Origin of the sequence: Paenarthrobacter sp. NPDC057981 (assembly GCF_042886835.1) — a bacterium.
In the GTDB taxonomy this organism is placed as follows: domain Bacteria; phylum Actinomycetota; class Actinomycetes; order Actinomycetales; family Micrococcaceae; genus Arthrobacter.
Map to the genome: position 1 here is coordinate 1 of NZ_JBHVQI010000010.1, position 12,649 is coordinate 12,649.

Sequence of the window (12,649 nt, forward strand, 5' to 3'; positions counted from 1 at the left end):
ACCCACGGTTGGGGGGTCTCCCACACTTAAACAACACACCAACACTGAAGGCCTCCCCCAGGGGAGGCCTTCACCCGTTAATACCCCACTAACCCGAGAAGAACTCCGACAATTCCGAGATCAGCTTGTCCGGAGCCTTATTCGGGCCGTCGTGGCCGAAGCCGGGCAGGATGGTGTAGCTGGATCCGGAGAGGACGTCGTGGATCTGCCCGCAGGCCACGCCGAAGTATGCGGGGCTCTTCTCGCCCACCACGATCAACGTCTCAAGGGGGAGGGCCAGGAACGGCTCTGCAGGCATATCGGCGGCGATGACCGCCTTGATTTCGCGGACACCACAAGTCATGAGCTCCCGCAGCTGCTTGCCCAGGGGAGTTCCTGCTGCAAGCTTGTTGGCCAGGGTCAGCATGGACAGCGGCATCCTCGCGAAGGCGCCGCCCGTCTCGACTCCCTTGATGAGCACGGCGAGGGCGCGATCATAGTCTCCTGCCGCCGTCGCGCGTTCATAATCGTCCGTCCACTCGGCTTTGACGCTGTGGTTGACCGAAACCGCGGGATCGTAGACGGCGAGGCGTTCCACCGGCAGCGTGCGGGCTGCGTGCAGTGCCACTGCACCGCCGAAACTGTGGCCGAACACATCAGTTGTGGACGTGTGCTCCATAACGGTCTGAAGATCCCGGATGTCGGCTTCCAGGGTGTAGTCCTCTGCCTGGGGCGATGAATCACCCCGCCCGCGCCTGTTGAACGTGTGGACCGGCCGGCCGAGGGCGTCACTGAGCTTCTGGGCGAACCGCGTGTAGTCCGAGGCCGTCACCATCGAGGCAGGGACCACCACGACACCAGAGCCCGCCGATGCATGTTCACCACCAGTGGTGAATACTTCGAGGTGTCCGCCGTCGTGGGTCATGATGATGTCGCGCGTCATGTCATGAGCCTAGCCGAGCCACCTGACAGCAGGCCGCATACCGGTCCCGCATGTGAATAAACCGCGTATGTGGAGGGCGGGTCAGTTCTTGAAGTACTCCGAAATATCCGTCACCAGCTCGTTAACTGCTGCAGGGACCGAGCCGTGGAAGCCTTTGGGTGAGACCTCAAGGGTGCTCCCGGGAACAGCCCTGTTCAGCCGTGCTGCGGTGACTTTATAGAACTGTGGACTCTTTTTGCCCACCATGAAATGAGTGTTCGATGGCAGCACGGAAAAGTCCTGGGGTGTGTCGGCATCCTCGAAAGCTGCCTTCAGTTCGCCCACCCCGGACGGCAGCAGTTGCCGGAACAATTTATTTACCTTGGTCCGGGAAACCACGGCCATCAGACCAGCCAGGACGGGCTCGGGCACCCGCGCCAACGCAGTCCCAGGCTCCATGCCGCGCCGCATCTTCGCCATCGCCCGGTTAAGATCACCCTTGTCCACAGCATCTGCGAAACCTTCAACCCAGTCGGTGTCCATGCTTCCGTCGATATTCACTGCGGCATCGTAGACAGCGAGCTTGCCGGGTTCGTGCCTGGTTCCGGCGAACGCCTGCGCGGCGTTCAAGGCAACGGAACCGCCGAGGCTATGGCCAAGGATATTGCGGGCGCCGGTAGCGTCCATGATTGTACGGACGTCTTCGATTTCCGTTTCCATGGAGTAGTTGTGCGGCTGGTCTGTGGACTTTCCCCGGCCGCGACGGTCGTACACGTCCACAGCCCAGCCATCGCCAAGGCCTTTCGCCAGCGCGACGGAGAAGGGCCGGTAGATCAGGGCCGTGAGAAACGCGCCGCCGATTACTACAACCCTGCGCTCCCCGGGCGCGTCTTCGGCGCCGTAGCTGTACAAGGCGAGGCTGCCGCCGTCGTGCGTCTTGATTCCGCGTTCCTTCACCGGAACATCTTAGGTGGCGTCAGCCCGTTCTTCCGGGAGGCGGTTCGCTGAAAGGAACCGCGCGATCCGCGCCGCCAGGCGCCGTCCAGGCCGCAGCGGACCTTCGTGGAATTGCCGCGGCACCACTGCGAACTCGATTGCGGGAACGGCGCCGGCCAGTGCGCGCCCGGTCTCGCCGAAGTACGACGGACTCCATCCTCCACTGAGCATGAGGGTGGGCGTGGACAGTTTCATGAAGTCGTGCAGGTGCGCGTCGGCGTCCAGGACCGCCCGCATTTCCACGACGGCGGTGGGCAGCAGGGAGCGCATCTCCAGTCCCAGCCGGGTTTGGGCCGACAGCACGCTGAGGGTGCGCAAGGCACGCAGCGGGAGGTAGGAGATGGGCCCGGCAGTTCCCAGTCCCTGCACCAGGTGTGCCCATGCATGGTCCAGCTGGCCGGCCGTGACTGCTTCCTCAAGCTCGGGCCGCCAACGGCTGCTCAGGTTGCCGGACAAGGACACCGCGGCGTCGTAGGTCACCAAGCGGTCGATGGGGATCTCCCGGGCTGCCTGCAGTGCCACGAACCCGCCGAAGCTGTGCGCCACAACGTCGGTGGAACCGCTCTTCTCCATGACTGCCTGGAGGTCCGCGATCTCAGTGTCAACGGAGTAGCCCGCAGGTTGCGGGGCGGAATTGCCGCGGCCCCTCCTGTTGTAACTGTGGACCGGGCGCCCCAGCATAACGCTTAAGGTCCGCGCAAAGGACCAGTAGAGGGAATCGGTCACCAAAGTGCCATGGACAAGTACGACGCCGGCCGTTTCCGCGGGCGCTTGGGCGCCGGGAATCGAAGCAGCCGCCGTCGGCCTGAAGCTGTGCACCTCAAGCTGCCCGCCGCCGTCGTGCGTTTCAACCATCCATGTCTCCACCGTCCGAGTCTATGCTTTTCCCCGCTGGGGACGTCCGGAAGTGGAGGTTGGTAATCAACGGTAAACTTAAGGACTGTGACTTCCGCAAACACCCCAGCCCCGAACACCTCCGCAGAGCCCATCGACGCCAGCGAGCAGATGCGCATCCGCATGGACAAGCGCGCCAAGCTGATCGAGCGCGGCACGGAGGCTTATCCCGTGGGCGTGGAACGGACCCACTCGCTGGGCGAAATCCGCGAAAAGTACGCTCACCTTGAAGCCGATGAGACGACGGGGGACGTCGTTGGCATCACCGGACGCGTGGTGTTCGTCCGCAACACCGGCAAGCTCTGCTTCGCTACCCTCCAGGAGGGCGGCGTCGACGGCAAAGGCGTGCGCCTGCAGGCCATGCTGAGCCTGGCGAACGTGGGCGAGGAAGCCCTGGCCGACTGGAAGGCCCTGGTGGACCTCGGCGACCACGTGTTCATCAAGGGCGAGGTCATTTCCTCCCGCCGAGGCGAACTGTCCGTGATGGCCGACTCCTGGTCCATGGCGTCCAAGGCTCTGCGTCCGCTCCCCGTCCTGCACGCGGAGCTCAACGAGGAAACCCGCGTACGCCAGCGCTACGTGGACCTCATGGTTCGCGACGAAGCCCGCGAGATGGTTTACAAGCGGGCGGCCATTACCCGTTCGGTCCGCGATACCCTTGACCGCCACGGATACGTCGAGGTGGAAACGCCTATCCTGCAGCTGGTCCACGGCGGCGCCACGGCGCGTCCGTTTGAAACGCACATGAATGCTTTCGACCAGAAAATGACGCTCCGCATTGCTACCGAGCTTTTCCTTAAGCGCGCAGTAGTCGGTGGAATTGACCGCGTGTACGACATGGGCAGGGTCTTCCGCAACGAGGGCGTGGACTCCACCCATAGCCCCGAATTCACCACGCTTGAATGCTATGAGGCGTGGGCTGACCAGTTCGTCATGGCCGAGCGCATGAAGGAAATCATCCTGAATGTGGCAGACGTTGTGGGTACGCGCACCATCCAAACGGAAGCCGGTGAGATTAACCTCGACGGCGAATGGGCCTGGCTTGCGGTTTACCCCGGTATTTCAGAAGCAGTGGGCGTGGAAATTACCCCGGACACCACTGTCGAGGAGTTGTTGGCGATAGCTGCCAAGCACGACGTCAAGGTGGACCCGAAATGGGATGCCGAGAAGATTGTGGTTGAACTCTTCGGTGAAATCGTGGAGCCCACACTCCTCAACCCCACTTTTGTGTACGACTACCCGCCGTCGGCCCAGCCATTGGCCCGCCCGCACCGCGGGGATGGCCGTTTGATCGAGGCGTGGGACCTCATTATTGGCGGCATGGAGCGCGGCACGGCATTCTCCGAGTTGATTGACCCTGTCATTCAGCGTGAACGCCTCACGGAACAATCGCGCAGGTCCGCTGCCGGCGATGAAGAAGCCATGCAGCTCGATGAGGACTTCCTCCGTGCCCTCGAATACGGTGCGCCGCCCATGGGCGGAATCGGACTCGGCATCGACCGCTTGGTCATGTTGTTTACCGGGGCCGGTATCCGTGAAACCATTCTTTTCCCCTTGCTGAAGCCCGAAGGACACTGATCATGGAGTACATCGCAGTCCTGGCGCCATCAGTGGTGGTCGGATTGATTTTCTGGTTTGCCATGAAGTCCATCTTCAATGCGGACAAATCCGAGCGCCAGGCAGAAGCCCGCGCCCAGGAGGAAGCCAATATGAGAAAACAGGGCCCCGCTCCGGAAGGTCCTGCCTCTAAATAGCCTGTATATGGGTTCCTCTAAGCAAGGGAATCCAATTGTGCTTTGACGCGCGTGCTTGCCGTGACAGATAATCAAGAAAGAAACCCGGGGAATTTCTGATTATCCGAACCCTCCGAATGAGAGGCAACTCATGGCACAGAAAGTAAAAATCATCCTCGTCGATGACTTGGATGAAGGGTCTGCGGACGAAACTGTCCGCTTTGGCCTCGATGGCGTGAGCTACGAGATGGACCTGTCCACGGCTAACGCAGCTTCCCTTCGGAAAGCCCTGGAGCCGTACGTTGCCAAGGCCCGGAAGACCTCCGGCCGCGCAACGCGGGGCCGCGCCACCGCAGCCCGCAACCAGGATTCCGCACAGATCCGGCAGTGGGCCCGCGACAACGGCTACACGGTCAACAGCCGCGGACGTATTCAGGCCGAAATTCAGGAAGCTTATCAAAAGGCGAATTCCTGATTCATCACTTCAATGCCCCGGCAGTTGCTGCCGGGGCATTCGTTGTTTAAGCGTGCTTTTTTGGTCCTGGGGCATCCATGCCTGGCAATTTTCTGTGAATCGGCTGCGATGGAAAGTGCCGGGGACTACATTATGATCCCCTGAATCCACGGGGGAACCTCCGCTCCCAGCAGTCCGGGCGGGATCCTGGCAGCCACCGGGCCGGCAAGCGGAGGATGTCACCGCCGTCGTTCCCGGTCAAGGGTTCCAAACGGATTTATTCCGCAACAGCGTCATGTTTCCCCTGTGGCGAACACGCTCCAAAAGTCTTCTCCGGGCACGTAGCATCAAAGTACGTCGTAGCTAGGAGTGTGGCGAAATGTTTGAGAGATTTACGGACCGTGCCCGTCGCGTGGTCGTCCTTGCCCAAGAAGAGGCAAGGATGCTCAACCACAATTACATCGGTACCGAGCACATCCTCTTGGGTCTGATCCACGAGGGTGAAGGCGTTGCAGCCAAGGCGCTCGAGTCCCTGAGCATTTCGCTCGATGGCGTTCGCGAGCAGGTGCAGGAGATCATCGGCCAGGGCCAGCAAGCCCCGTCCGGCCACATCCCCTTCACGCCGCGCGCCAAGAAGGTGCTTGAGCTTTCGCTCCGCGAAGCACTGCAGCTCGGCCACAACTACATCGGTACTGAGCACATCCTGCTCGGCCTCATTCGCGAAGGCGAAGGCGTGGCCGCCCAGGTGCTGGTCAAGCTTGGCGCCGACCTGAACCGGGTCCGCCAGCAGGTTATCCAGCTGCTCTCCGGCTACCAAGGCAAGGAGACCGCAGGAAGCGGCTCCGGTCAGGGCCAGCCGGAAGGCACCCCTGCCGGCTCGGTGGTGCTGGACCAGTTCGGCCGCAACCTGACCCAGGCTGCCCGCGAAAACAAGCTCGATCCTGTGATCGGCCGCGAGCAAGAGATGGAACGCGTCATGCAGGTCCTCTCCCGCCGTACCAAGAACAACCCGGTGCTGATCGGCGAGCCCGGCGTCGGCAAGACGGCCGTCGTCGAAGGCCTCGCCCAGGCGATCGTCCGCGGCGATGTCCCGGAGACCATCAAGGACAAGCAGCTCTATACGCTGGACCTTGGTTCCCTGGTTGCCGGCTCCCGTTACCGCGGTGACTTCGAAGAGCGCCTGAAGAAGGTCCTCAAGGAGATCCGCACCCGTGGCGACATCATCCTGTTCATTGACGAGATCCACACCCTCGTTGGTGCAGGTGCCGCAGAAGGTGCCATTGACGCTGCGTCCATCCTGAAGCCGATGCTCGCCCGTGGTGAACTCCAGACCATTGGTGCCACCACCCTGGACGAGTACCGCAAGCACATCGAGAAGGATGCGGCCCTTGAGCGCCGCTTCCAGCCGATCCAGGTCAAGGAACCTTCGGTTGCGCACGCGATCGAGATCCTCAAGGGCCTGCGGGACCGTTACGAAGCACACCACCGCGTCACGATTACCGACGGCGCCCTGGCCTCGGCCGCGCAGCTCGCCGAACGCTACATCTCGGACCGCTTCCTGCCGGACAAGGCGATCGACCTCATCGATGAAGCCGGCGCACGCCTGCGCATCCGCCGCATGACTGCTCCACCGGAGCTCAAGGCCATGGACGAGCGCATTGCCGACGTCAAGATGGAGAAGGAATCCGCCATCGACGCCCAGGACTTTGAGGGTGCTGCCTCGCTGCGCGACAAGGAGCAGAAGCTCATTGCCGAACGCGCCGAGAAGGAGCGCACCTGGAAGTCCGGCGGCATGGACGACATCTCCGAGGTTGACGAAGACCTGATCGCCGAGGTTCTCGCGAACTCCACCGGCATCCCGGTCTTCAAGCTCACCGAGGAAGAGTCTTCGCGGCTGCTCAAGATGGAAGACGAACTGCACAAGCGCGTCGTCGGCCAGGACGAGGCCATCAAGGCCCTGTCGCAGGCTATCCGCCGTACCCGTGCAGGCCTGAAGGACCCCAAGCGTCCTGGTGGCTCGTTCATCTTCGCCGGCCCCACCGGCGTCGGAAAGACCGAGCTCGCCAAGGCACTTGCCGAGTTCCTGTTCGGTGAAGAGGACGCCCTCATCACGCTGGACATGTCCGAGTACTCCGAGAAGCACACGGTTTCGCGTCTCTTCGGTGCACCTCCGGGCTACGTCGGCTACGAAGAAGGCGGCCAGCTGACCGAGAAGGTCCGTCGTCGTCCGTTCTCCGTGGTGCTGTTCGACGAAGTTGAGAAGGCGCACGCCGATCTCTTCAACTCGCTGCTGCAGATCCTGGAAGACGGCCGCCTGACCGACTCCCAGGGCCGCGTGGTGGACTTCAAGAACACCGTGATCATCATGACCACCAACCTGGGTACCCGCGACATCTCCAAGAGCGTCGCAACGGGCTTCCAGTCCGGTACGGACACCCAGACCGGCTACAACCGGATGCGTGCACGGGTTACGGAAGAGCTCAAGCAGCACTTCCGCCCCGAGTTCCTCAACCGCGTTGACGACGTCGTGGTGTTCCCGCAGCTGACGCAGGACGAGATCATCGAGATCGTGGACCTGTTCGTTACCCGCCTGGAGCGTCGCCTCAAGGACAAGGACATGGGCATCGAGCTCACCAAGGCCGCCAAGGTCCTGCTCGCTACCCGTGGCTACGACCCCGCAATGGGTGCCCGGCCCCTGCGCCGCACCATCCAGCGCGAGATCGAGGACCAGTTGTCCGAGAAGATCCTGTTCGGCGACATCCACACCGGCGACATCGTTGTGGTGGACGTCGAGGGCGAAGGTGACGACGCCAAGTTCACGTTCGAAGGCAACGCCAAGCCGCGCATCCCGGAGATTGCTCCTACCGCGTAAGTTATCTGGCCTGGCCCAACGAAAGCCCCGTCCGCTCCGGAAGGAGTGGGCGGGGCTTTCGCTTGGAGTTTTTGTACACCCAATGAGGTTAAGGTGGCTTCATAAGGGCATTATCTGTATAAGAACTCCAGTAGGGGGAGGGACGCGTGCGCGTTTTGATGGTGGCCCCCGGTACCAGGGGTGACGTTGCGCCCATGGCCGGCCTCGGCAGCCGCCTGCAGCACTTGGGCTATGAGGTCGCTATTGCCGCCAACCCCGCGTACGCCGCACTGGTTGTCGAGTCCGGCTGTGAATTCAGGCCGCTGCCGGGGGATCTGGCCCGGCTCATCCGGCGGCCAGCTCCAGGCGACAAGCCGAAACCGGGCAACTTTGTGGAGTTCTGGCGGCAGCTGGGCCAGTACATGGAGAATGCTGCGATCGGCACCCTGGCCGCAGCCGAGGCCGGAGCCGATGTCATTCTGGCGAACTCGGTAGCGCCCTACGCGTACGACGTTGCTGAAGCGTTCGGCATCCCGGCCATCGGCGCCCATCTGCAGCCCACGGAACCTAGCTCTGCCTACCCGCCGGTGATCATGAACTCGGCCCGAAGCCTTGGCCCGTGGGGCAACAAGCTTATTGGCGAGCGTGCTGCCGCAGGGCCGGCTCCCTATGACGGCCCCAGCAGGCGGCTTCGCAAGACCTTGGGGCTCGCAAAGGAAAGCAGGGCCGCGGGCGAGAGACGTAGAAGGAAGGCGCGGGCAACCACGCTCCATGGCATCAGTCCAACAGTGCTTCCGCGCCCCGCCGATTGGCACGACGGTTTGGTCATGGCCGGATACTGGTGGCCGGCAGCCAGGCGGAACTGGCAGCCGCCGGAGGATTTGGTGGACTTCCTTGCGGGCGGCCCACCACCCGTCTTCGTAGGCTTTGGCAGCAGCGCCCACATTGACCCCCGCTTCATCCTCGAGGCCACGCGGCGGGCCGGCGCGAGGGCTGTGGTCCAGGGGGTGGAGGGTGTCCTTGGCGACGATGCAATCGGCGTAGGGGATGTTCCCCATGAGTGGCTGTTTCCACGGATGGCAGCGGTGGTTCACCACGCAGGAGCCGGAACGACGGCGGCCGGGTTCCGGGCAGGCGTCCCTGCCGTAGCTGTCCCGGTGTACACGGATCAACCACTGTGGGCCTCCAGGATTGCCGCGCTCGGGGCTGGTCCCCGCCCACTTCCGCACAAGACGCTTACTCCGGAGCGCCTCGGCGAGGCCATTGCGCAAGCCGCCCACACGCCGTCGTACGGTGTGCGGGCGGGAGAAATCGCGGCAGCTGTCGCCGAAGAAAACGGGACCCTTCCCGTGGTCGAAGCACTGCGGCGGGTTGAAGCGCGCAGCAATATCTGAAAGTACTGTTTCACTGTGAGTGAACCAGGCTGTGATGTCGAGCACATTCGGTGTTGAATCGGTGCATGGACTCAGCTGATACCTCGGGCGAACAGCCCGAAACTCCCTTTCACGACCTGGACCACTACCTCGCCATCCCGCGGGTTGGGGGCCTGACTCTTAGTCCGGATGGAAAACGTCTGGTCACTACCGTGACGACGTTGGACGCCAAAGGAACCGCGTTCACTACCGCCCTATGGGAACTGGATCCCTCCGGCCAAAGCCATGCGCGCCGAATCACCCGTAGTTCCAAGGGCGAGACCGGTGCTGGCTTCGCGGCCAACGGCGACCTCTACTTCACGTCGGCACGCCCGGACCCTGAAAGCCCCGGCGCTGATCCTGTCAGCGCGTTGTGGCTGCTCCCGGCGGACGGCGGTGAAGCACGCGTGGTCCACTCGCGACCCGGGGGCATCAGTTCGGTCATGACGGCGAAGAGCGCCGACGCTACGTTCATCAACGCGGAGGTCCTCGCCGGCTCAGCCGACGAGGAGAACGATGCAGAACGCAGGAAGGCCCGCAAGGACAAGAAGGTCTCCGCCATCCTGCACAGCGGCTACCCTGTCCGCTACTGGGACGCCGACCTAGGCCCGGCAGAGCCTCGGATCTTCGCCGTGGAGCAGGGTGAGGAGAAGGAGTCCGGCAAGCCTTCAACGGTGGATGCTGCGGCGCCGCTCACGTTGCGGAACCTGACTTCCGGCGTCGGCGCTTCGCTTCGGGAAGCAAAAACCGTGGTGAGCCCCGACGGCAAGACCATCTACACGAGCATGGCCAAGGCGCTCGCGAAAGCCGACAGTCGCGAGGTTCTGGCCGCCATCGACGTGGCCACCGGTGCGGTCAAAGTGCTGCTTGACCACGAGGGCATGAGCTACTTCCCGGGCCCCGTCAGCCCGGACAACCGGACGCTGGTGGTGGAGAGCGAGAGCGACACAACGCCCACCCAGGCGCCCCAGGTGAAGCTGCACCTGCTGAACGTGGCGGGTGGAGAGACCGCTGACTTGGAGCCCCTGGCCCACCAGTGGGACCGATGGGCCACTGCGCTCGCATGGCTCCCGGACGGTTCGGCCATCCTGGTGAAAGCGGACGACGACGGCGCGTCGCCGGTTTTCCGGATCAACGTCGCCGACGGTGGTGTTACCCAGGTGACGAAAGACGGCGCAGCGTATACCGACGTCGTGGTTTCTCCCGACGGTAGCGCCGCATACGCGCTGCGCAGCTCCTATGAGTTCCCTGCCGAAGCGGTGCGCATCGACCTCGCCACGGGAGAAGTGGTCCGCTTGCAGGCCCCGGCGGAGCGCCCCGCGTACAAGGGTCGACTTGAGCGCGTGGAGGCAACGGCCGACGACGGCGTGCGGGTGCCTGCCTACCTCGCCCTGCCGGAGGGGGCGTCAGCGGAGGACCCCGCTCCGCTCCTGCTGTGGATCCACGGTGGACCCCTGGGCTCGTGGAACGCCTGGACCTGGCGATGGAACCCCTGGCTGTTGGTGGCCAAGGGCTACGCCGTCCTGCTGCCCGATCCTGCCCTTTCCACCGGCTATGGCCAGGAATTCATCCAGCGCGGATGGGGCGAATGGGGAAAGAAGCCCTTCACCGACCTGATGGCCATTACTGATGCGGTGGTGGCGCGACCGGACATTGACGAAACACGGACCGCGGCCATGGGTGGCTCGTTCGGTGGTTATATGGCGAACTGGGTGGCCGGGCAAACGGACCGGTTCAAGGCGATTGTCACTCATGCCAGCCTGTGGGCGCTGGACCAGTTCGGGCCCACCACGGATGCCGCCCAGTACTGGCTGAAGGAAATGACCGCTGAGATGGCCATGGCGAACTCCCCGCACCTAAACGTGGGCAACATCAAGACGCCCATGCTGGTGATCCACGGCGACAAGGACTACCGGGTGCCGATCGGCGAGGGTCTGCGGCTTTGGTACGAGCTCCTGTCCTCCTCACAGTTGCCCGCGGATGACAACGGCCAGAGCCCGCACCGCTTCCTGTACTTCCCGGACGAGAACCACTGGATCCTGCAACCGCAGCACGCCAAGGTTTGGTACGGCGTGGTGGAGCACTTCCTGGCCAAACAGGTTCTGGGCGAGGAGGTGGCGCTCCCGGAAGAGTTGGGAGTGTAGGTGTGTCGGGAGGCTGACGGATCAGCCTCCCGACATCCGTCGGATGTCGGCGGCGTAGGAGTCGAGGACATCGAGTATTCCGCGGTGCTGCCAAACCCGCTTGCGGCCGTGGCCTGACGTCTCGTTGAGCACGCCACGGCCACTGAGCGTGTCCAGTGCGCGAAGCGCCGCCATCTCGCCGAGACCGAGTTCGCTCATCAGGAACTTTGTGTTGACCGCGGGCTGCCCGATCAGTGCGGGCAGCACCTTCCAGGCCGCCGCGTCTGCCCGAAGACCAGCCAACTTTGCCCGGGACTCTTCGAGCTCGGCGACAAGGTCGTCTACAAGTCGTGATCCAGTAGTGGCCGCAATCCGGGCTGCCCCCGCGAACTGACGGACTATGGGTCCGGCATCGCCCTCCCGGAATGAGCCGAGCGCGGCGAAGTAGCGTGCTGTGTCCACCAGGAGGCCGGCGGAGATTGGCACAGCTGTGGAGTCGACGAGGCCCTTGTTACGGAGAATCGACTGAGCCAGTGCCCTGCCCGTCCTGCCGTTCCCATCGGGGAATGGGTGCACCGTTTCGAACTGCGCATGACTGACTGCCACCTGAACCAGTACGGAGACATCCTGGCGGTGGATGAACTTGACCAAATCCGTGATCGCCCCGTGAATACGGTCATGGTGCGGAGCGACAAATTCGGCCATTCGTGGTCCAGCTTGGCCAGGGCCGATCCACACCTGCTCATCTCTGAAGCGACCAGCGCCTGCCGGATCGAAGCCGGGCTGGTGGAGCATCAGCGCCTTGTGCATCGCCAGAATGGAGTCTTCGCTGATATTGTCGGCCAGCCGAAGAGCTGCTTCCATGGCGCGGACATTACCGACGACGGTCAGCGCGTTGGCCTTGTGGCCGGCGTCAATCTCGGCGAGGGCAAGTTGTTTCGCCGATGTGGTCAATTGCTCGATCTGCGAACTTGAGGCTGATTCCGTGCGCAAGAGGATCGCAGTCATGGGTCCAAGCGCGGGGTTGTCCGTGCCCAGCGTCTGTTGAGCGTGTTTGTCGAATTTCACGAGCTCACGAGTCGCGTCCTCGACGTCTGCGGCATCTTCCCCGGAAATTTCGGGAGTCCAGTGCTCAATATTCGCCGTCAAGGCTGCTTGATAGGGGCCGGTCTGTCGCTCAACCTCGGCGCGCGAGAACATCGCGGGCGCGCGAGGCTTCCAGTCGAAAGTCTCGAAAGAGACAGGATCAACCGTAATGCGTGGGGACGGAGACGTGGGCATGTTC

At 63.1% G+C, this 12,649-nt stretch carries 10 protein-coding genes; 6 read left to right on the top strand and 4 right to left on the bottom strand.

All coding sequences use genetic code 11. From position 1 onward, the window contains the following. Positions 1–88 precede the first annotated feature (88 nt). The 3 genes from ACFVSI_RS11000 to ACFVSI_RS11010 form a co-directional block, all read right to left on the bottom strand. Entirely contained in the window at positions 89–922 is an 834-nt protein-coding gene (locus tag ACFVSI_RS11000) for an alpha/beta fold hydrolase (RefSeq protein ID WP_387823110.1), read from the bottom strand. An 81-nt stretch (positions 923–1,003) separates the two neighbouring features. Next, complete coding sequence (locus ACFVSI_RS11005; RefSeq protein WP_387823112.1) at positions 1,004–1,858, bottom strand: alpha/beta fold hydrolase; 855 nt, start codon at positions 1,856–1,858, stop codon at positions 1,004–1,006. Positions 1,859–1,867: 9 nt separating this feature from the next. Then, positions 1,868–2,764 (bottom strand): alpha/beta fold hydrolase, encoded by an 897-nt coding sequence (locus ACFVSI_RS11010; protein WP_387823115.1) that lies wholly within the window; start codon positions 2,762–2,764, stop codon positions 1,868–1,870. 75 nt (positions 2,765–2,839) lie between these two features. Here ACFVSI_RS11010 and lysS point away from each other — a divergent pair, with 75 nt between their 5' ends. From lysS to ACFVSI_RS11040, 6 genes are all read left to right on the top strand, one after another. Next, positions 2,840–4,369: a lysine--tRNA ligase gene (lysS, locus tag ACFVSI_RS11015; RefSeq protein ID WP_387823118.1), complete on the top strand. Its 1,530-nt coding sequence runs from the start codon at positions 2,840–2,842 to the stop codon at positions 4,367–4,369. A gap of 2 nt (positions 4,370–4,371) precedes the next feature. Beyond that, positions 4,372–4,545 carry a hypothetical protein gene (locus ACFVSI_RS11020; protein WP_387823120.1) on the top strand — a complete coding sequence of 58 codons (174 nt, stop codon included), beginning with the start codon at positions 4,372–4,374 and terminating at the stop codon, positions 4,543–4,545. A gap of 130 nt (positions 4,546–4,675) precedes the next feature. After that, a complete protein-coding gene (locus tag ACFVSI_RS11025; protein WP_144663185.1) occupies positions 4,676–4,999 on the top strand; it encodes an Lsr2 family protein in 324 nt (107 codons plus the stop codon). Between the two features lie 358 nt (positions 5,000–5,357). Continuing rightward, the gene (locus ACFVSI_RS11030) at positions 5,358–7,850 is read left to right on the top strand and encodes an ATP-dependent Clp protease ATP-binding subunit (protein WP_144663184.1); all 2,493 of its coding nucleotides are present in this window, start codon (positions 5,358–5,360) and stop codon (positions 7,848–7,850) included. 146 nt (positions 7,851–7,996) lie between these two features. Next, positions 7,997–9,223 carry a glycosyltransferase gene (locus ACFVSI_RS11035; RefSeq protein ID WP_387823124.1) on the top strand — a complete coding sequence of 409 codons (1,227 nt, stop codon included), beginning with the start codon at positions 7,997–7,999 and terminating at the stop codon, positions 9,221–9,223. A gap of 65 nt (positions 9,224–9,288) precedes the next feature. Then, positions 9,289–11,385, top strand: a complete 2,097-nt coding sequence (locus ACFVSI_RS11040) for a prolyl oligopeptidase family serine peptidase (RefSeq protein WP_387823126.1) — start codon at positions 9,289–9,291, stop codon at positions 11,383–11,385. A gap of 21 nt (positions 11,386–11,406) precedes the next feature. Here the strand turns inward: ACFVSI_RS11040 and ACFVSI_RS11045 are convergent, their stop codons facing one another. Beyond that, entirely contained in the window at positions 11,407–12,645 is a 1,239-nt protein-coding gene (locus ACFVSI_RS11045; RefSeq protein ID WP_387823129.1) for a Fic family protein, read from the bottom strand. Positions 12,646–12,649: the final 4 nt, after the last annotated feature.

Bases quoted from the DNA above. Each gene is read 5' to 3' on its own strand.
- ACFVSI_RS11025 (WP_144663185.1), top strand. From the start codon at position 4,676: ATGGCACAGAAAGTAAAAATCATCCTCGTCGATGACTTGGATGAAGGG.
- ACFVSI_RS11000 (WP_387823110.1), bottom strand. From the start codon at position 922: ATGACGCGCGACATCATCATGACCCACGACGGCGGACACCTCGAAGTA.
- ACFVSI_RS11045 (WP_387823129.1), bottom strand. From the start codon at position 12,645: ATGCCCACGTCTCCGTCCCCACGCATTACGGTTGATCCTGTCTCTTTC.
- ACFVSI_RS11040 (WP_387823126.1), top strand. From the start codon at position 9,289: ATGGACTCAGCTGATACCTCGGGCGAACAGCCCGAAACTCCCTTTCAC.
- ACFVSI_RS11020 (WP_387823120.1), top strand. From the start codon at position 4,372: ATGGAGTACATCGCAGTCCTGGCGCCATCAGTGGTGGTCGGATTGATT.
- ACFVSI_RS11030 (WP_144663184.1), top strand. From the start codon at position 5,358: ATGTTTGAGAGATTTACGGACCGTGCCCGTCGCGTGGTCGTCCTTGCC.